We start from the raw sequence: 20,932 nt of genomic DNA, 5'->3' as shown, positions 1-20,932 counted from the left end.
TTGCAAAATTCACTTATGAACATAACAAAAAAGCCTGCCGATCATGAGGCAAGCTTTACGATAAATCTTGATATAAACGAAAACGTGGTTTTTCCTTAATGAATACGAGACCAAGTTCATGATGCTCTCCTTCATATAACGCACGCTGTACAAACCGGAGTTCACCATCTAAGTTGCGTACTTCCAGCTTGCAAAAGGTTCGATTTCGTTGAATTGCCTCATAAAATTCCTGTTCATTGGAAACCGGAATTTGATTTACTTTTTCAATCTTTTCGCCCACTTCAAGCCCCATTTTATGTGCCGGACTATGAGGGATCACACTTAAAATGGGCAACCCATCTGATTGAGGTGAAAATAGAGCCAACTTTTCCTGATCAACAAACCGAACCGATAAAAAGATAATAAAGCGACCAATCAGAGCAATTCCGATGCCAATGTAGGCAACAACAGGTACATAAAAACTACCAATCGCAGCAACCCCTGTTAATAAGGCAAGCAATAATATCCATTTCCCCAATAATTTCGCCCCTGCCTTCGCATACATCCCTTGAAATGATTGGTCTACTCCAATTAAAAAGGGAACAAGCATAAGGTGGAAGCCCCCATTTCCTACTGGGAACACAGGCCACCATTGTATAGGTAACGTAATATCTCCTGTCGGGATGAGCACAAACAACGGTAAGACGGTTAATCGATTCACTTTCTGAATCCCAATAAACTTTCCCCGCTTCCCTTTCAATAGACGAGGAAACCCGCCTTCCCTTGTAGCAAAAACAAGGATTGCTTCCATCAACAAGAATAAACTGAGAATCAATAATACAAGCGGATAGTGTAATTCGTATAAGTCAGCATACCATCCAGTTGGGATATATGGGATTGAAAATTGAACTAGTAAAAGGACGGTAACAAATGTCATTCCAAAAACGTAAGCGGGTGATAATAACGTTAAATTACCAGTAATAGATAATACAATTGTCCAAGCTGAAAGTAAGACAATAAAAGAGATTGGCAGAAAACTTCCGGAAACAATAAATGCCCCTGAAAGAATCACCATACTTGTGAAACTCAACCACCACGTGTTACGTAATTCAGCTCCGAACTGATAAATTTTCGAGCCGAAATCAAGCCGCTCCTGTTTCGCCCTTTTTACCGATACAATTATAAGCAAAAGGAAGAACCAATAAAACAGTGGTTGATAGATAATAAATGATATTCCTCTTAATAATTCCAGTAATAACGTCTCAATCATGTTGTTCCCTCCGTAACGGTATTATAATAGATTTCGATAAAAAAAGGTAATCTCCTTCATATAACAGACCGAAACAGAATATACTTTTACAATTCTGTCAGATTCAACATGTGAGGAGGGTTTGTTGGTGAGATTTCCTTTCTACGTTTTCTTTATAATTTCCTTGCTGCTCACTGCTTGTAGTCAAGATGAACGAGCGGACAACGAACATGAATCTGCCGAACAACAACCAGCCACTACTGAAAACAATGCAACAAATGAAGAAACGAAACAAAATGATAACGTACGAAACAACCCAAATGAGTTGTTTTCAAAAATGGTCCTAGCTATGCAAAAACAAAACAGTTACATAACAGAATCATCCTTATCTATAGAAGTAAGTGGGAATGAAGATGGGACAATGGAAATGGAAAGTACTTCTGAAATTGTTTTAGACCCATTTCAATCCCATGTAAGTACGACGTTAACAACTACAGGGGACGGTGAAAATGTTTCTGTGCATATGGAAACGTATAATACACCTGATGGGAGTTACTCTTTCAACTCGATGTTTGGTTCTTGGATATTTTCTGAGAGTGACCAACATCATATTTTTGATAAGCTTTCCCCCGGTGATTTTTATGAAAGTCTTGTAACGCTGGAAGAAGAAATCGATATAGAAGAGCAAGACGAGCAAATGATCGTATTGGCAGGGGGAAACATTCAAGATATACATCGCTTTTTCCATTCAATGCCTATCGATGGTAGCGAAAATTTGCCTGAAAGCAATGTAGATATTGTAACAGCCTCAATGAAGGGGGTAATTCATAAGGATAGTTTGCTACTTGAATCATTATCATGGCAACTAGAACTCGTTGGAGAAGATGAGAACCTTTCTGCGAACTATACATTTACATTAAACGTTAAAGATTATAACACGATAAACGAGATCAAAGTCCCTGATGACATCATTGAGGAAGCGATGGAAGAATCGAATTAAACACACTTATTCTCCCCCCTCTTATAGAGGAGGGAGTTGGTCTATATACATGTTTCCTCTTTCACTCAATACCTAATGTTTTCATAAGCTTCTAATAATAAATCTACGATGTGCACCGCACGAACTTGATCAGATAACCCTTCCTTTTCAATACCTGACTTCATTTGAAGTAAACATCCAGGGTTAGCCGTAACTACTGTTTTCGCCTTCGTTGCAACCGTTTGTTTCATTTTATAGTCTAAAATTTGCATAGACATTTCTGATTCTAAAATGTTATATATGCCAGCTGACCCGCAGCAACGACTCGCATCTTTCATCTCCACATAAGTCGCCCCATAAATTGATGATAAAAGTGTACGAGGCTCCATAAATGTTTTCTGACCATTCCGTAAATGGCAGGAATCTTGATAAGTGATCACTTCATCATCTAAAGATAATGGCTGACGATGAAACTCTAATTCTACTAAAACACTTGTAATATCTTTAATTTTACTCGCGAACATTTTCGCCCGTTCCGCCCACTCTTTATCATCTTTTAGTAGTTGATCATAGTCTACGAGAAACGCCCCACAACCACCTGCATTTGTAATAATATAATCAATGTTTTCTTCTTCGAAAGCTTGAATATTCCGTTTCGCCATCTCTTTCGCTTTCTCTTTTTCCCCACCATGTCCGTGAAGGGCCCCACAGCATGCCTGTTGATCTGGGATAACAATTTCACAACCAGCATATTGAAGTAACTTAATGGATGATTTGTTCGTTTCTAAAAACATCGTATCCATTAAACATCCCGAGAAAAATGCAACCCGCTTCTTTTTAGCATCTTTAGGTTGAAAATGTCTTTCCCTATATTTCATTTCATGTTTTGTCGGTACATTCGGTAATACTTTTTCCATCGTACGAACGCTATCAGGTAATAGATTCATAACCCCTATTTTCCTCGCTACCTTTTGCATTCCAGAACGTTGATACAATCCTAGTAATGAAGTGAAATTAATCATTCGGTTTTGATGAGGAAATAGTTGATGGAAAAAGAAATGTTTCATCAATTTCGCCGAAGGAGATGACGTCTTATTTTGATAAATGATATCTCTTGCTTGTTCTAATAAATGACCGTATTGTACGCCAGATGGACAAACAGGTTCACATGCACGACACCCTAAACACATGTCGAGAGATCGTTTCACTTCTTCGTCCGGCTCGATCTCCCCATCGACAACCGCCTTCATAAGGGCAATTCTACCCCGAGGGGAATGCCTTTCATCCTGAACAGATTCAATATATGTAGGACAGCTAGGCAAGCAAAATCCACAACGCATACAATTTAACAATTCATCATAATCCATTTTTTCTTGAAATTGTTGTTGGATTCGCTGTTTTTCTATCGCCTTCATCGGGTGACCACCACACGTTTCCGCTCTGACTTCGCAAACACTTTCCCTGGATTCATAATATTGTTTGGGTCAAAGGCCTTCTTCACATTTAACATTGCGGAAACGCCTTCTTCCCCTAACTTCCAATGTAAATACGGTGCTTTCATAGCACCGACCCCGTGCTCTCCTGTAATCGTTCCACCTAACTCAACAGCGACAGCGAAAATTTCTTCAAATGCATGTTCCACTCGCGCAATTTCTTCTTTGTTTCGTACGTCTGTTAAACAAGTTGGGTGTAAGTTTCCATCACCAGCATGGCCGAATGTACAAATGTCTAATTCATATTTGTTAGCAATGGTGTTAATCGCTGCAACCATTTTCGCAATGTTGGATCGTGGGACTGTCGCATCTTCTAAGATGGTCGTTGGCTTTAATCTTGCTAAGGCGGATAAAGCTGCGCGTCTTGCTGTTCGTAACGCTTCAGCTTCTGCTACGCTTTTCGCACTATTGACTTCTACTGCATCGTTTTCTCTACAAATGTCCATTATCTTTTTCATATCATTTTCCACTGTCTCTTTATTACCATCTTGCTCGATAAGTAACACCGCTTTCACATGAGTTGGTAAACCAATCTTTGAAAAATCTTCTACTACTTGAAGCGTAGATTGGTCCAAAAACTCTAATGTTGCCGGAATGATTCGGTTTGATATAATTTGCGACACTGTACGGGCAGCAGCCTCTAAATCTTCGTACAAAGCTAATATCGTTTGTTTTTCTTCTGGCATTGGCAAAAGTTTTAACGTTGCTTCCGTCACAATACCGAGCGTTCCTTCAGAGCCGACGAACAGCCGTGTTAAGTCATATCCGGCAACATCTTTTGCCAACTTTCCGCCGGTTCGTATAATATCACCGTTGGGCAGTACAACTTCCAATCCCATGACATAGTCTCGAGTGACCCCGTATTTCAAACCTCGCAATCCACCAGAGTTTTCATTAATATTTCCACCAATCTGGGAAATTTTCATTGAACTTGGATCAGGAGGATAAAACAATCCTTTCTCTTCAACAGCCTCCATAAGTTGTTGAGTAATCACTCCCGGTTGTGTCGTTACTGTTAAATTTTCCTGATCAACCTCCAAAATGTTGTTCATATGTTTGAACAGTAACACAATTCCCCCTTCGGTTGGTGTTGTGCCTGCACTTAAATTCGATCCTGATCCCCTCGGTACAATCGGAATGCGGTATTCATTACATAACTTCACGATACTCGCTACTTCTTCGGTATTTCGGGGGGACACGACCCCATCAGGCGTCGATTGAAACTGTGGTGTTGCATCAAATGAATAAACAAGTTTACTTGCATTGGAGTCTGCCACATTTTCCGCACCGACAATATGTACCAACTTCGTTTTAAATTCATCTGGAAGCATACACATTCTCCTTTAGATACATTTCTTATGTTTATTTTAGTGAAAATGACCTATAAAAGATATGGGCAATTACACAAAACAATACTACAAAAGCAGAATTATATTGTGTATATGCATAAAGCATACAAAAAAAGCTTGTAAACAAAGGGAGCACCTTCGTTTACAAGCTCACTCACTTACTGAAACAATATTTCCAATGCTTTTTCCATCTGTTTATCGCCGTGGTTATCGTTAATGGCATTAATAACTTCCTGTTCAATTTTCCTAGCAGTTTCTTCATTCACTGTACCTGTTACTGTGAGGCCATAATCCCGCTGGAACTTGCTAACGGCTTCTTCCGTTTTCTTACCAAAATAACCGTCTTTTCTCCCTGGGTCATATCCAAGCCCATCCAGCATAATTTGAACGTTTGATACTCGTTCACCTGTCATATCGTATTCAAGTGGTTTCGTTAACTGAATTGGATTTGTGTAATAAAAATCAGGTTGTTTTACCTCTACTGTTGGTTCAATCCCTTTTTTATGAATCCAATTTCCGTTCGGAGTTAGCCATTTATAAATTGTTAACTTTAAATTGCTGCCATCTCCTAAGTCCATCGTCTGTTGAACGGTTCCTTTTCCGAACGTTTTTGTTCCAACGATGTCATAGCCAGCCGCTTCATGTAAAGCTGCTGCTAAAATTTCTGAAGCAGATGCACTACCTTCATTTACCAATACAGAGACTGGATAATCTTTTTTCTCCTTCGTTCCGGAGAAGTAACGTGTTTTCTCACCGTCCCGATTTTCAATCATGACATAAGGTTCATCTTCTGGAATAAAGTGCTTCACGATGTCTTCAACTACGGTAAATAATCCACCTGGATTTCCCCGAACATCAATTAAAAGACCGTCAATGTTCTCTTCTGTCTCCAATTCGTTTAACGCTCTTTCGAACTCAACCGCTGTCTTCTCTGAGAAGGAGACAATTTCAATAATTCCAACTGTTTTGCCGTCCACTTTTTCCGTTCTCTTATAAACCGTTTCAACTGAAATTGTATCCCTCACTACATCGATGGATAGTGATTCTGAAACACCTTTACGCTGTATTTCTAACGTTACAGTCGTTCCTTTTTCACCACGAATCTTCATGACAGCTGAATGTAGATCAAGTCCTTCTAAACTTTCTCCATCTACACTTAAAATTTGATCGTTTGGTTTTAATCCTGCCTTTTCCGCTGGTGAACCTTTAATTGGGGAGACGATGGTAACAAACCCATCAATCATACTAACTTCAGCACCAATTCCCTCAAAGGATGATTCAATCGTACCTTGAAACTGTTCCACTGTCTCAGGATCCATGTAAACACTATATGGGTCATCTAATGTTTCTAACATTCCACTAATAGCACCTTCAATAAGTGCATCGTCTGTTACGTCCATAACATAATTCTGCTGAATTGCTTCGTATACACGAGCAAACTTGGAAAAGTCACCTTGATTTTGAAACGAGTTTAAAAATTTCTGTCTTGCATCATCCAGTTCCTCTTCGGATAATTCTGCGATTGGATCTGTACTATTTCCTTCAGCATCTTGAAAATAGTCAGCAGCTTTTACTCCTGCAAACGCAACTCCTGCTCCAAACAACATCGCGACAACCATCAATACTGCGACAAAACGGCCTCTTAAATTCATAACTTTTCACCTCTATAATTGCATTACTAATCCGTTCACCTTGCACAAAAAGGCATCACACCTCTGTGCGATGCCTTCTATCATACTATATGTTTCTCCATCCGTAAACATGTACCATTTAGTAAGAGAGGTACTTCAATGGATTGACGGCATTGGACTTGTCAGCTGTCCAGCGTGGCCCTAAATGGAGTTCAAAATGTAAATGTTGCCCAGTTGAGTCACCTGTATTCCCCATATACCCAATCCGTTGTCCTTGTTTTACTTCATCTCCATCACTTACAGTTCTAGAACCGTAGCGCATGTGGGCATAAACTGTTGTATAAAACTTACCACCTAAGTAGTGTGTAATAAAAACTACTTCACCATATGATGCAGAACGGTAGGACCGGGATACAATACCATCTGCTACGGAAACAATAGGTACGGTGCCAGCTTTTGCAACATCAATTCCGTAGTGCATCGATCCCCATCTTTTACCATAGCCACTCGTTAACCAACCATCCGAAGGGTTAATAAACAGTTTCCCATTTGGATTTTGGTTTACTTGCTCTAATCGCTTCTTTTCCTGTTCTGCCTTTTTCAGTAACTGTTGTACTGAGTTTTGCTGAGCAGCTAAAATCTCAGCTTGCTCTTCTAAAGACATTTTATTGCTGTGGAGCGTTTCTTCCTCTTGTTCAAGTTGGGCTACCAACGTAATTTGACTTTGTTTTTGTTTTTCCAAGTCCGCTTTAATGGATTCAAGCTCGTCCTTTTTTGCAACTAAATTTTCTTTTTTATCCTCAAGCAATTGTTGTTGGACTTCTAAATCTTGTTTTTCTTCGGCTTGCTTGTCCATTATCCGTTTATCTTGGTCCATAATCTTTGATACAGCCGTACTACGGTTTAATAAATCCCCAAAATCTTGTGCTCCAAGTACTACATCTAAGTAGTTAATTTGCCCACCGTTTTTTTGTAAATTACGTAGACGGTCTTTTAACATGATATCCCGGGTAGCAATCTTCTGCTGCAAATCTTCAATACTCCCCGTTAATTCTTCGATATCATTTTCTGTTTCATGTATTTCTTCTTCCTTCTCAACAAGTTGTTTCGTTGTTTCCGTTATATGATTATCCAGCTGCTGAATTAATCCTCTAATTTCTTTTTGCTTTGCTATGTTTCTCGCAATCTCGTTTTCAATTGTGCTCTTTTCACTACTAATGTCACTTTTTTGATCTTTTAAATTATTTTGTTGATCTTTCAGTTCTTCAATTTCCCGCTGAATATCTTCTAGAGTTTTCGCAAAGGAAATACTCCCTTTCGAAAACGTAACAGATACAGCTAAGAGTACAACTAATGTCATTAAGGCAATAGACTTTTTCCTCAATGTTCCGATTCCTCCCTCATCATTCTTTCTCTATCTACACTTTTAAGAACTTACGAACGCTCATAATGCTTCCCCATATACCGATAAAGCCGCCAATTGCCAGCAACATACCAGATAACTGCCATGCAAACGGGGTAAATGGCAATAACTCAATAAATGGTAATGTTATGCGGTCTTTCAATTGGTAATAAACATAATGATAACCAGTCATTACGACAGCAATTGGGATGATAGAACCTAACACTCCCATAAGCAATCCTTCAATGAAAAATGGCCATCGAATAAATCCGTTTGTTGCCCCTACTAGTTTCATAATGCCAATTTCTTTTTTTCTAGCAGTGATTGTAATTTTAATCGTATTGGAAATGAGGAAGATAGCCATTAATACAAGTGCCCCAATTAGGCCAATTCCTATATATCTGGCATATTCATTAAATGTAAACATTTTTTTCACGACATTCTCTGCGTACACAACTTCAGACACATTGGCGAAGTCTTCCACTTGCCGCGCTACTTCAATCGTGTCAATCGGATTTGTCGTTTTTACAATAAAAGCATCATTTAGTGGATTATCTTGTTCGAATAAACTCCAAACTTCACCGGCGTCCCCCATGCTTTCCATCAACGACTGTAACTCATCATCCTTGGAGGAATATTCTACGGTGGATACTTCCGGTATGTCTGTTATTTGTTTTTCTAGTTGAGTTCTCTCCGTTTCACCTGCTGTGAGATCAATGAGAACTTTAATTTGAACATCCTTTTCCACATTTGTAGCCATTTGATTGATGTTCATCATAATGGCAATAAAGACTCCAACAAGAACTAAAGTAGTTGTAACAGCACCAATCGAAGCAACAGTCATCCAACCATTACGAACAATATTTTTGCTTCCTTCCCGAATGTGACGGCGAACGGTTCTAAGCTTCATATCCGTATTCACCTCTTTGCTCGTCACGTACTACTCGTCCATTTTCAATGGCAATAACACGCCTTTTTAACGTGTTCACTATATCTTTACTGTGTGTCGCCATGACAATCGTCGTTCCTCTCGAGTTAATTTCTTCTAAGATGCGCATAATATCCCACGACGTATCTGGATCTAAATTTCCTGTCGGTTCATCGGCAATCATAATTTTCGGATTGTTCACGATGGCGCGGGCAATCGAAACACGTTGCTGTTCTCCACCCGATAATTCGTCGGGGAGAAATCTAGCTTTATTTTTCAACTTTACTAAGTCTAGTACATCCATCACTTTCCGCCGAATTTTTTTCGGGTTTTCTTCAATCACTTCTAGGGCGAAAGCTATATTCTCATACACTGTATATTTTGAAAGAAGTTTAAAGTCCTGAAAAACTACACCAATTCCCCTACGTAAGTATGGAACTTGTTTATCTTTAATTTTCGTTATGTCATAACCGTTAATTTGAACACTACCTTTAGAAGGTTGTACTTCGCGATACATCATTTTAATAAACGTCGTTTTTCCAGCACCACTTGGTCCAACAACATAAACAAATTCACCAGCTTCAATGGAGAGATCAATACCACTTAAAGCGGTTACGCCATTTTTATATGTTTTGTGCACATTTTTCATCTCAATCATTTTGTCTACCACCTGTACTCTAAAGTTGTGTTGACATGATGTTGCTATTCTCTATCTGTAGTTTATAAATCTATTATTATAATCGATTCGATACAATTTGTTATTTTTTGTACCTTTTTGTAATCTAATGTTTGTTACATATTATTATAACATCTATTTCGTTCTTTTCAGACAAAATCATATTACATTTTTGTATCAATATGGTATTTCGTTCGACAAAAAAACACCTTATGTTTGCGAACATTTCGCAACATAAGGTGTCTTTCTAGTTCATTCTCTATATTAATCCCGCGTTAGTAACCAATCTGCAACTGTCTGGGCGTCTTCTTCTGATACATTTACTTTTTGCATATTCCCTTTTCCATTTAAGATAATATGGACAATCTCATCTCGTTCATACTTATCCCCTACGTTTTGCAAGTTAGGGCCTGCTCCTCCAGATAGATCAGCGCCATGGCAAAAAGAGCAGTTATTTTCATAAATTTGTTCTCCGTTTGCATTCGGTGCGTCAGTGTCATTTCCACCTTCAGCACCGTCGCCTCCCCCACCGCATGCGGCTAATAATAATATTGCGCTAAGAGATGTGAATCGCATTACCTTCTTCATGTTTAAAGATCCCCCTCGTCAACGGTTTCGAATTACCGTTATTATAACCGATTTATGTTGATTTAAACCCTTCTCCAAGTACTTCAGCCGCTGCCATGGCCACAACGAAAGCACCCGGATCAATACCTTTTACAATTCGAGTTAATTGCGAAAATTCCTTTTGGTCAACAACACACATAATGACGTTCCGTTCCTCATTCGTGTAACCACCAGTCCCACTTAAAATTGTCACGCCACGGTCAACTTTTGCAAAAATTTCATCCCTTACTTCATTCGGATATTTCGTAATAATCATGACATTTTTCGATGTATTAAAGCCTACTTGAACAACATCAATTGTTCGACTCGTAATAAACAAACCAATTAACGCATATAAACCTTGCTCGACATTAAAGACGAGAGCAGAGGTTACGACAATAGCACCATCGATAATCGCAATACATAGCCCGAGGGATATGTTTGTATAACGATGTAAAATTTGGGCTGCAACATCAATTCCACCAGTAGAGGCCCGACCACGAAACACGATACCTAAACCAAGACCTACACCCATACCACCAAAAATAGCTCCGAGCAACGGATTCATCGTTGCAGGGTCGATATCCTTGGTAAGATAAACGAAAAATGGTAAAATCAGCGTTCCGACAAAAGACTTCAACCCAAAATTTGCTCCTAATATTATTACGCCCGCTAAAAATAGAGGAACATTTAACGCACCTTGAACAAGTGCCGGCTCCCACTGAAATACTGCCTCTGTAATCGTACTAATCCCGGCAACCCCACCTGAGGCTACTCGATTTGGTAATAGAAATACATTAAATGAGATAGCAACAAAAAATGATCCTAACAGTACATAAAAATATTCAATTAACACCAACTGTTTTGGTGAAAGTGGTGTTCTACGAGAATTATGTAACATCACGTTTATCCCCTCTGTTTACGTTCTGTAACGAATAGTCCGTTTGGAATATAACACACATTTCAGAAGCCGTAAACGCGGTTAAATTAACACATTACCCCGGTAAAGCAGCAACGACAAAAAAAGGAAGATAGGGCATCCTACCTTCCATCTTATTATGACAACTTCGAGCGTAAGTACGCATCGATGAATGGGCCCAGCTCTCCGTCCATTACACCTTGGACGTTACCGACTTCTACATTTGTTCGATGATCTTTAACCATCGAGTATGGGTGGAATACATACGAGCGGATTTGACTACCCCAGCCGATATCTTTTTGCTCACCACGAATTTCATCAAGCTCCTGTTGCTTACGTTCAATTTCTAATTGATACAGTTTCGCCTTTAACATCTTCATCGCTTTTTCACGGTTTTTAATTTGGGAACGCTCTGACTGACAGGTTACTACTGTGTTTGTTGGCACGTGCGTTATCCTAACTGCAGAATCAGTCGTATTCACGTGCTGTCCGCCTGCTCCACTTGAACGATACGTATCGATTTTCAAGTCTTCAGTTTTTACATCTACCTCTACATCATCATCAAATTCTGGCATGACTTCACAAGAGACAAATGAAGTATGACGTCGACCTGAGGAGTCAAATGGTGAGATACGAACTAAACGATGGATCCCCTTCTCCGCTTTTAAGTATCCGTAGGCATTATGGCCTTTAATAAGCAATGTAACACTTTTTACGCCTGCTTCATCACCAGGTAAATAATCCATTGTCTCAACTTTAAATCCTTTTTTCTCAGCCCAACGGGTATACATACGAAGCAACATACTTGCCCAGTCTTGTGATTCCGTCCCACCAGCACCAGGATGTAGCTCTAAAATTGCATTGTTACGGTCATACGGGTCACTAAGAAGCATTTGTAATTCAAACTGATTCAGTTCATCTGTTAGTAATTTTACTTCCTCTTCAAGCTCTTCCCTTAGTTCTGGGTCATCTTCATCTTTTACCAGTTCATAGTTGGCTTCTAAATTTTCTAACGCTTCTTCATTCTTTTCAAAGGATTGTACTAACTCCTTAATGGAATTGACTTCATTAATCACTTTTTGGGCCTTATCCTGATTATCCCAAAAATCAGGTGTAGTCATCTCCTGTTCAAGTTCAGCAATTCGATCCTTTTTTACCGATAAGTCAAAGAGACCCCCTAAAGTCCGCTAAACGATTAGCCATTTTATCCAGTTCTTGCTTAATTTCTGTTAAATCCATGGAAGACCACCTCATTCATATTGTTCAAAGCTCACATCAAAAGACACCCCTCTGTTTGAGGGAGTGCCTAAAGTATTGGTTAACGTCCACAACATTGTTTATATTTCTTCCCACTTCCACAAGGGCATGGGTCGTTTCTTCTAACCGTTTCTTTTTTCACTACTGGTTTCCGCTTCTTCTGTTCACGGTGATTGCCCCCGCTTACAGCCGTGGCACCTTTTACAACTTCTTGTCGCTGTAAGTTCTCACGGATTTGCGCCTTCATAATGTAGCGCGTTACCTCTTCTTCAATCGAAGCGATCATTTGCTCGAACATCGCAAACCCTTCCATTTGATACTCACGTAATGGATCAGTTTGGCCGTATGCACGTAGATGGATACCTTGACGTAGTTGATCCATTTGGTCAATATGATCCATCCATTTGGTATCAACAGTACGAAGTAGGATAACCTTTTCAAACTCACGCATTTGTTCGTCAGATAGTTCCTGTTCTTTTTCATCATACTTCGCTTTTACTTTATCCATAATGAACTCGGTAATTTCTTCCGGCTCTTTCCCTTTCAAATGATCAACCGTAATTTCGGCTTGCTCAAGCAAGTTCGCTCGTACATAATCAACAATTGATTGTAAGTCCCAATTCTCGTCAAGTTCATCCTGCGTATGAGTACTGACAACCCGATCTAGCGTAGATTGAATCATACCTTCAATAATTTCTCGCAAGTTTGCCGAATCCAGCACTTCAAAGCGTTGCTTATAAATAATTTCACGCTGTTGGCGTAGGACGTCATCATATGACAGCAATGTTTTACGTGCGTCAAAGTTATTTCCTTCTACACGTTTTTGTGCTGATTCTACTGCACGAGACACCATTTTACTCTCAATCGGCTGATCGTCATCCATCCCGAGACGGTCCATCATATTTTTCATATTGTCGGACCCGAATCGACGCATTAACTCGTCTTCCATTGATAAATAAAACTGAGAAACACCTGGATCACCTTGACGGCCAGCACGTCCACGCAACTGGTTATCAATACGTCTTGACTCATGACGTTCCGTACCAATTACTGCGAGTCCGCCTACCTCTTTCACACCTTCACCTAATTTAATGTCTGTTCCACGACCAGCCATGTTAGTTGCAATGGTCACAGCACCTTTTTGGCCTGCTTCTAATATAATTTCCGCTTCACGAAAATGATTTTTCGCGTTCAATACATTATGTTTTACGCCCGCCTTTTTCAATTGCTGTGAAATAATTTCGGATGTTTCAACAGCTACAGTACCAACGAGGATAGGTTGTCCTTTCTCATGGCGTTCCTTAATATCCTTAACAAGGGCACGGTACTTCCCTTCTATCGTTTTATAGATTAAGTCTGCACGATCATCCCGTTGGATCAGACGGTTTGTTGGGATAACGACAACGTCCATGTTATATATGTTACGGAACTCTTCCTCTTCTGTTTTCGCTGTACCTGTCATACCTGCAAGTTTTTCATACATGCGGAAAAGGTTTTGGAACGTAATCGTCGCAAGGGTCATGCTTTCCTTTTGGACTTGCAATCCTTCCTTCGCTTCGATCGCTTGGTGAAGCCCATCACTATAGCGACGCCCTTTCATTAAACGCCCAGTAAACTGGTCAACGATGACAACTTCTCCTTCTTGGACAACGTAATCCGTATCCCGTTTCATTATTACGTGAGCTTTTAACGCCTGGTTAATGTGGTGAGTTAACGATACATTGGACAGATCATATAAGTTTTCAACACTAAAAAAGCGCTCTGCCTTATTGATACCTTCTTCCGTTAATTGAACGTTTTTCGTTTTTTCATCAAACGTATAATCTTCATCATTTTTTAACGTACTCGCAAATGAATCAGCCTGACGATATAAATTCGCTGATTTTTGCGCTGTACCTGATATGATAAGCGGTGTACGTGCCTCATCAATTAAAATGGAGTCGACCTCATCAATAATCGCATAATGAAGTGGGCGCTGTACCATTTGCTCTTTATAGAGCACCATGTTGTCACGTAAGTAATCAAACCCAAATTCATTGTTCGTACCGTATGTAACGTCAGCTGCATAGGCATCCCGTTTTTCTTCTTTAGACATTCCGCTCATGTTTAACCCTACGGTTAAACCGAGAAAATTATAAAGTTGTCCCATTTCCTTTGCATCACGGTCTGCTAAATAGTCGTTTACTGTAACTACATGTACACCTTTTTTCGTAATTGCATTCAAGTAAACAGGCATTGTAGAAGCTAATGTTTTCCCCTCACCTGTTTTCATTTCGGCAATGTTACCTTCGTGCATCGCAATTGCACCAAGTAACTGAACATAATATGGACGCATGTGTAATACACGCTGTGACGCTTCCCGTACAACCGCGTATGCTTCTACTAACATGTCGTCTAATGATTCACCGTTTTCATATCGTTCTTGAAATTCTTTTGTCTTATTTTTCAACGCATCATCTGATAGTAATTTCATCTCTGGTTCTAACGATTCAATTCGATCAGCAATGGCTCCGTACTTCTTTAACTGCTTTGCAGTTGGATCTCCAAATACTTTTTTCAATAATCCACGCATCACTTTGCACCTCTATTTTTATAATCAACACTAAAATAGAATATTCCATAGTTAATCATAACACTTATAGAAACGTCATGCCAACTGAATAGGCATTGGTTCCAGACAAGAAAAAAAGACAGCTTTCGCGCTGTCTCTAAACTGGAGACGTATCCGGGGAACGGAATGGAATGGAAACATATATAAGAAGTGAAGAAATGGAAAAGGAAGTTGGAAGGGTGGAGGCAATACGTTTTTTCTCTTGTAAGTGGAATATGGATAACGTCTCCTAATATGTTTACATTTTTGTTATAGCACGAATACTTGATTATATCCAATTGTAAAAAAGTCCAGTTTTCAGTCGTTTTTTGCGAAAATCTCTATTACCTTTTGCAGAAAACTTACGTTTAAATCAAAAAAACAACAAAAATTTTCAACCCTTCCATAAAAAAGACTCTGTCATATGACAGAGTCGGTTAAGTATATTAACTTGGTTCAATCAATCCGTACCGTCCATCCTTACGACGGTAGACGACGTTTGTGTCACCTGTTTCCGCATTTGTAAACACATAAAAACTATGTCCCAGCATATCCATTTGTAGAACAGCTTCTTCCGAGTCCATCGGCTTTAAATCAAATCGTTTCGTTCTGACAATTTCGATGTTTTCTTCATGTTCTTCCTCACGTTGAATACGTTGAAATGCCTCATTTTCTAATTCAGCCAATACATATTTAGGGGCACCTTGTTGTCGGAACTTCCGATTAATTTTCGTTTTATGCTTTCGAACTTGACGCTCTAATTTATCGATGACTAAATCAGTAGCAGCGTAAAGGTCATCATGTTCCTCTTCAGCACGCAGGAGTAATTCTTGCATCGGGATTGTTACTTCAATGCGCTGTTTTTCATTAAAAACACTTACATTAACATGTACATCAGAAGTGACAGGTGAATGGAAGTATCGTTCTAGTTTACCTATCTTTTTTTCGACGTACCTCTGAATTGCGCTCGTAACCTCAATATTCTCGCCTCGAATGTTGTATTGCATATGAAGCTCCTCCTTTCGCTCTTATGTATTGTTATTCTACGATGCCCTTCAACATTCCTTTTTAAACGAGCAGAATTTTTAGAATTATTAAATAATTTAACCAAAAAAGAAAATCGCACTGAATGCGATTTAATGTTGAAGGTATTGGTTTAGCTTTAACTGAATTGGACGTCGCCAAGCTTGAAAGGCTGGTATAATATGATTCGTTACTAGTTCTTGTTTGTTTTCCTCAGCTGTTTCAAACCATGTAGACATGGCTTCTACAGCTTTTTGGAACGGCGAGAAATCATTCCATTCTATGATCGAAATAAGTTGTTCGTGGCTTACATTTAGTTGTTGGAAAGCATGAACCAAATCAGCAAATACCGTAGAAATAGTAGCATCTTCAAAGTCTGTTACTTCGCTAAGAAAAGTGAAGCCCTCATCCATACTATTTAATAATTCGTTATACTTTTTCAGAAACGTTAATTCGCCCTCTTTTAAAGTTGCCATATATCCTCCTAGTTTCGTTTATCAAAAAACATACCGTCGGAAGTAGAGGTGTTCCCATACGGATTCACATACTTTTTATTGGAACGCTTTTGATGTTGGACTTGTTTTAAATTCCCTTTTAATTGAGTGAAGAAGAATTGTAGTTGTTCTTCTATTTGCTCGTTCATTTTCACAATTTCCTGACCGAGTGCTTTCTCCTTCTCTGTATAAGGAGGAGAGAGCTTCTGCATGAGGGCCTCTCGTTCGTCTAACAGTGACAAGATTTCAGTAATGGATTCCTCACGGGCTTCAGCATTTTGGTAAGTTTTAACTTTTTGTGCGAGTTTTGTTGTCAGTTCGTGGAGTTTTTGGACATCTGACATTAAGCTTTCCCGCCCTCTCCATATTGTGCTTTACGGTTGATGAGTAGCACTTGTTTCCACGCATCTCTGAATTCCGCAACAAACTCAGCAGCCTCCTCTAACGCCTTAATGTCGTTGTTCACATTCGCTTCCATTAAACGATGATGGATATACTCATACAGCGGTAACATTTCATTTGTAATTTCATAACTTGGATCAAGTGTAATCATTAACTCCTGTATAATACGTTGCGATTTCTGTATGTTAGTATTTTTCAATTCAAAATCTTTGTTTTCTATACCTTCTTTAGCTAGTTTTATAAACTTTAAACAGCCATTATATAGTTTGAGTGTTAACTCCCCAGGTGATGCTGTGTTCATGGATTGGTTTTGGTAAACTTCGTACGCTGGTTTTGCCATTATAATAAAACACTCCTTTTTTTCATCATTACATCATCATACCGCCGCCAAATTGTTGCATTAATTGCATCGATTGACTGTTCATTTGTTGAATCGCCTTTTCCATCGCAGTAAATTGATTCCAATAACGATCCTCTACACTTACTAAGCGTTGTTCAAAAGAACGAATTCGGTTGTTCATATCTTTAATTTGTCTTCCTAAGGAATATTGATCATTCGTACGGAAACTGTTTCCGGCACGATCTGTAATTCGAGACATTGTATCACTAACAGTATCTGCCAACCTTGTAATGATTCCTTCGTCACCGTTACCGGTACCTTTATTCATAAATAACTTTTCCACAGCATCTGGATCATTTTCTAATGCTTCTTTTAATTTTGACTCATTAATTTGAAGTTTTCCGCCTTCACGATAATTGGAAGTCGTGGTTATACCAATTCCGGTTAATTGTTGGTATTCCGACGGTATATCAGCATCTTGCACTCTTGAATAAAGATCATTTCGCATACTTGTTAAAGCACCGCTTAGTATAGTGTCTCTTCTTAGCATACCGCTTCTAGCACGTTCTTCCCACATCTCCGCTTGTTTATCGGACATACCTTGTCGTTCTTCGTCACCCAGCGGTTTATAATCACGGTATCTCGGTTCATTGATTTTATCTTGGATGCTTCCTATTAATGTGTTGTATATGTCGACAAAACCTTTGATTTTATCAACCACGGATTGTGTATCATTATTAACTGTAATGTCGACACTTTGATCAGTAAAGGCTTGTTTAAGCGTAAACGTTACACCTGACATATCAAACGTATTCGTTTTGCGTTCCGTTTCCATACCGTTAATAGTAAATTTTGCGTTTTGACCACCTGTTTCTTCTACTCCACCAAAACGTAAACCTTTATTAATAAAATCACCAGAAGTAGTAATATCATGATCAGCAGCACTATAATCTGCATCATTTGGATCTAAGCCATTATAGTTACCGGTTTCTGTACGAGTCATGGACATTTGGCCGGTAGCAGAATCGTAAAACATGTTCACGCCTACACCAGAGTTATTTACATGAGATGTTACATTCGAAAGTGTACTCGAACCTTCCACATTAAAAAGCTCTTCTTTATAGCCACTTGAAGTATGTGCGCCAACTTTAAAGCTCGTATAATTTTGCTCATAACTTACATCCACATTTGAACCAGCTTTAATAGTTACTTTCGTTTCGTCAAACGTAATTTCTCCAGTATTATGGTCAATAGAACCTACTACTTCATTAGCGTCATTTAATACGTCTCCATTATTCGTGGTATAAGTTGTATTGCCATCTACAGTTATGGTAGCACTACCTTCAACAATAGATTTTTTTGTTAATTGTAACGTTTGTGTATCCTCTGTTGGGTTAAAGGTATCTACTCTTCCCGTTGTAATGTAATTTGCCGAAATGGTAGATCCCGCAGACAATTCATTTTTAAACGTTAGATTTCCGTTATCATCTACTAAAACTTGATTATCAGTAAGGTCGGCTTGCGTCCCAGTTGTCACAACCTCATACGATTTTCCGTTTACCTTTACACTCATCTCTGTATCCGCATTTTTCATTTGAATACCATCTGCTAATTCTAGAGAGAAAGTATCACTTGCTGCATCTACAGATATTGTTTTCTTTTCAACACTCCCTGAATTCCATGTCCAGTCTTGGTTTGAAAATTCACCGGTTAATTGATATAAGCTTTTTTTTGTATCCACGGACGTGTCCGTAAAGACGCTTCCACCATTTACTTTCGATGCTGCAGATGCTAACTGACTCACAGATGAAATTGTGTAAGATGTTTGATCTGCTGAACTTGAGACCGTTGCGGATACGAGATTCTCATTTGAAGATGTTACTGTACGTGCACGGTAACTAGATGTCATACGCATATCCGTTAAATTCTGTCGGAAGTTCAATAAAAGAGAGTTCATATTTCGGTATTCATCCCTTTTCCACTCTAAAAGCTGCCGATCCTGTGAGAGCTTTGTTAAGGGAATACGTTCTGCCTGCATTAAGTTTCTTACTATTGAATCAATATCCATTCCCGTTGCTAAACCACCAATTCTCATGATTGCGACCTCCTATATCTTTTCGTCTACTACTAAACCCATACGCTCAATCATCGAAGCATATATATCTAAAATTTTCCTAGATGGAATTTCTTTTATTACAGCGTTTGTTTCAGAATCTATCACTGTAACATAGTAATCATTCAATTGTTCATGTAAATTATATTTCACTGATGTGTGAGTAGGCTTTAGAAATTCATTTAACGTTTCAACAATTTGACGAACCTTTTCGACATCAATTATTTCTTGACTCTGTTCTCGTTCAACCGATTTACTTATATTTGAATTCTCTAATATTATTGTATTAACGTTTGCCTTGGATAATATATTAGAAACTTCCATAAGCGTCATCCCCTCGTGTCTATATAATATATATCGGTAATTGTTTGCATTTTTTTATAGTTGAGAGGCGCATTTAGAAAAAAAGAGGAAATCTACTAAATAGATTTCCTCTTTTTTATTTATTTAACGTAGATTGTAGTGCTACCTATAACTAAATGACCTTCGGTATTGTATCCGCGGAACTCTACTTGTACTTCCTCATAATTAGAGTTATTTGCTTTGTTCTGTCCTTGAATGACACTCCAACCAAAATCTTTTCGGGCAAATTTAAATTTCCCTTGATTAGCTAGTTGTTCGTTCCCTTCATTTTGGGCCACAGCATTAACTCCATTAACAGTTACAGTTGTAAGTTCAAATCCTGGTTCAAACTCTTCACTAATGGACACTTTTACATTAAAGATTCCATTATTCCCATTTCCTTGATTTGGCTTCTTCCCTTTATCATTTGAACTTTTACCATTATTAGAGCCCGACAATACTTTAACGTCAGCAGGAATATAAACTGTAAATTGTTTTTCCACTGTCGTTTGCCAACCAGCATGGTCTGTTACTTCCACTTTCACTGTATAATCTCCTGGTTGATCAAGAGAGAACAGGTCACCTTTTTCGTACTCTTCACCGTTTACTGTAATAGATTGTGATGCAATACCACTTATGCTATCAAAGGCAAAGTATGTTAGTTTAATGTCTTGCCCAAGTTCATATTCTTCCTCAAATCCATCAATTACAACTGGTGCTGTTTTATCAATTTTCACTTCCACTGAGTTTGCTTCTTCAACATTTCCAGCTTTATCTACGCTGTAGTAAGATACTTCGTTAACTCCTTCTTCTGTTACAACAAAGCTTGTTCCTTCTTTAAATTCAGAACCGTTTACTGAGTAGTATGTTTTCTCAACTCCACTTAAGTTGTCTGTTGCTGTTAGTTCTACCGTAAAGTCATCTTTCAACCACTCGTCCGTCACATTAGATTCTGTTACTGGAGGTGTCTTATCTAACATTACCTCCACTGTATTTGCGTCTTCTACGTTTCCGGCTTTGTCTACACTATAGAAAGATACTTCGTTAACTCCTTCTTCTGTTACAACAAAGCTTGTTCCTTCTTTAAATTCAGAACCGTTTACTGAGTAGTATGTTTTCTCAACTCCACTTAAGTTGTCTGTTGCTGTTAGTTCTACCGT

General features: G+C 38.7%; 19 protein-coding genes. 1 reads left to right on the top strand and 18 read right to left on the bottom strand.

The window, feature by feature from the left end:
• Positions 1-55: 55 nt before the first annotated feature.
• Positions 56-1,249 (bottom strand): PDZ domain-containing protein, encoded by a 1,194-nt coding sequence (locus NLW78_RS12335; protein ID WP_254497451.1) that lies wholly within the window; start codon positions 1,247-1,249, stop codon positions 56-58.
• Positions 1,250-1,376: 127 nt separating this feature from the next.
• Between NLW78_RS12335 and NLW78_RS12330 the strand changes: the two genes are divergently transcribed.
• Positions 1,377-2,228, top strand: coding sequence for a DUF6612 family protein (locus NLW78_RS12330; protein WP_254497450.1), 852 nt, complete (start codon positions 1,377-1,379; stop codon positions 2,226-2,228).
• Between the two features lie 65 nt (positions 2,229-2,293).
• Here NLW78_RS12330 and NLW78_RS12325 read toward each other — a convergent pair whose 3' ends face one another.
• The 17 genes from NLW78_RS12325 to NLW78_RS12245 all read right to left on the bottom strand — a co-directional run.
• Positions 2,294-3,622, bottom strand: a complete 1,329-nt coding sequence (locus NLW78_RS12325) for a (Fe-S)-binding protein (RefSeq protein WP_254497449.1) — start codon at positions 3,620-3,622, stop codon at positions 2,294-2,296.
• Positions 3,619-5,031 carry a glycolate oxidase subunit GlcD gene (glcD, locus tag NLW78_RS12320; protein ID WP_254497448.1) on the bottom strand — a complete coding sequence of 471 codons (1,413 nt, stop codon included), beginning with the start codon at positions 5,029-5,031 and terminating at the stop codon, positions 3,619-3,621. The genes NLW78_RS12325 and glcD overlap by 4 nt, the downstream gene beginning before the upstream one ends.
• Before the next feature lie 176 nt (positions 5,032-5,207).
• Positions 5,208-6,701 (bottom strand): S41 family peptidase, encoded by a 1,494-nt coding sequence (locus NLW78_RS12315; RefSeq protein ID WP_254497447.1) that lies wholly within the window; start codon positions 6,699-6,701, stop codon positions 5,208-5,210.
• A 118-nt stretch (positions 6,702-6,819) separates the two neighbouring features.
• Entirely contained in the window at positions 6,820-8,064 is a 1,245-nt protein-coding gene (locus NLW78_RS12310; RefSeq protein WP_254497446.1) for a murein hydrolase activator EnvC family protein, read from the bottom strand.
• A gap of 34 nt (positions 8,065-8,098) precedes the next feature.
• A complete protein-coding gene (gene ftsX, locus NLW78_RS12305) occupies positions 8,099-8,992 on the bottom strand; it encodes a permease-like cell division protein FtsX (RefSeq protein WP_254497445.1) in 894 nt (297 codons plus the stop codon).
• Complete coding sequence (gene ftsE / locus NLW78_RS12300; protein ID WP_254497444.1) at positions 8,982-9,668, bottom strand: cell division ATP-binding protein FtsE; 687 nt, start codon at positions 9,666-9,668, stop codon at positions 8,982-8,984. The genes ftsX and ftsE overlap by 11 nt, the downstream gene beginning before the upstream one ends.
• A 282-nt stretch (positions 9,669-9,950) precedes the next feature.
• Complete coding sequence (gene cccB, locus NLW78_RS12295; protein ID WP_254497443.1) at positions 9,951-10,274, bottom strand: cytochrome c551; 324 nt, start codon at positions 10,272-10,274, stop codon at positions 9,951-9,953.
• Positions 10,275-10,326: 52 nt separating this feature from the next.
• On the bottom strand, positions 10,327-11,193 hold the full coding sequence (locus NLW78_RS12290; protein ID WP_254497442.1) for a YitT family protein: 867 nt from the start codon (positions 11,191-11,193) through the stop codon (positions 10,327-10,329).
• Between the two features lie 155 nt (positions 11,194-11,348).
• A protein-coding gene (gene prfB, locus NLW78_RS12285; protein WP_254497441.1) for a peptide chain release factor 2 occupies positions 11,349-12,450 on the bottom strand; the annotation gives its coding sequence in 2 pieces (ribosomal slippage) (positions 11,349-12,377 and positions 12,379-12,450; 1,101 coding nt in all).
• A 79-nt stretch (positions 12,451-12,529) separates the two neighbouring features.
• Positions 12,530-15,040 (bottom strand): preprotein translocase subunit SecA, encoded by a 2,511-nt coding sequence (secA, locus tag NLW78_RS12280; protein WP_254497644.1) that lies wholly within the window; start codon positions 15,038-15,040, stop codon positions 12,530-12,532.
• 464 nt (positions 15,041-15,504) lie between these two features.
• On the bottom strand, positions 15,505-16,065 hold the full coding sequence (gene hpf / locus NLW78_RS12275) for a ribosome hibernation-promoting factor, HPF/YfiA family (protein WP_254497440.1): 561 nt from the start codon (positions 16,063-16,065) through the stop codon (positions 15,505-15,507).
• A 129-nt stretch (positions 16,066-16,194) separates the two neighbouring features.
• Positions 16,195-16,557 (bottom strand): DUF8042 domain-containing protein, encoded by a 363-nt coding sequence (locus NLW78_RS12270; RefSeq protein ID WP_254497439.1) that lies wholly within the window; start codon positions 16,555-16,557, stop codon positions 16,195-16,197.
• Positions 16,558-16,565: 8 nt separating this feature from the next.
• The gene (locus NLW78_RS12265; RefSeq protein WP_254497438.1) at positions 16,566-16,919 is read right to left on the bottom strand and encodes a flagellar protein FliT; all 354 of its coding nucleotides are present in this window, start codon (positions 16,917-16,919) and stop codon (positions 16,566-16,568) included.
• Positions 16,919-17,317: a flagellar export chaperone FliS gene (gene fliS / locus NLW78_RS12260; RefSeq protein WP_254497437.1), complete on the bottom strand. Its 399-nt coding sequence runs from the start codon at positions 17,315-17,317 to the stop codon at positions 16,919-16,921. Before fliS ends, NLW78_RS12265 begins: the two co-directional genes overlap by 1 nt.
• Before the next feature lie 28 nt (positions 17,318-17,345).
• Positions 17,346-19,412, bottom strand: a complete 2,067-nt coding sequence (gene fliD, locus NLW78_RS12255; protein ID WP_254497436.1) for a flagellar filament capping protein FliD — start codon at positions 19,410-19,412, stop codon at positions 17,346-17,348.
• Positions 19,413-19,424: 12 nt separating this feature from the next.
• Positions 19,425-19,754, bottom strand: a complete 330-nt coding sequence (flaG, locus tag NLW78_RS12250) for a flagellar protein FlaG (RefSeq protein ID WP_254497435.1) — start codon at positions 19,752-19,754, stop codon at positions 19,425-19,427.
• Positions 19,755-19,873: 119 nt separating this feature from the next.
• Positions 19,874-20,932, bottom strand: a 1,059-nt coding sequence (locus tag NLW78_RS12245; RefSeq protein WP_254497434.1) for an OmpL47-type beta-barrel domain-containing protein, incomplete at its 5' end; no start/stop codon positions are given.

The sequence above is a fragment of the Salirhabdus salicampi genome (assembly GCF_024259515.1).
In the GTDB taxonomy this organism is placed as follows: domain Bacteria; phylum Bacillota; class Bacilli; order Bacillales; family Alkalibacillaceae; genus Salirhabdus_A; species Salirhabdus_A salicampi.
Note: the sequence above shows the minus strand (reverse complement) of the source record. Positions and strands in the feature narration are given on the sequence as shown.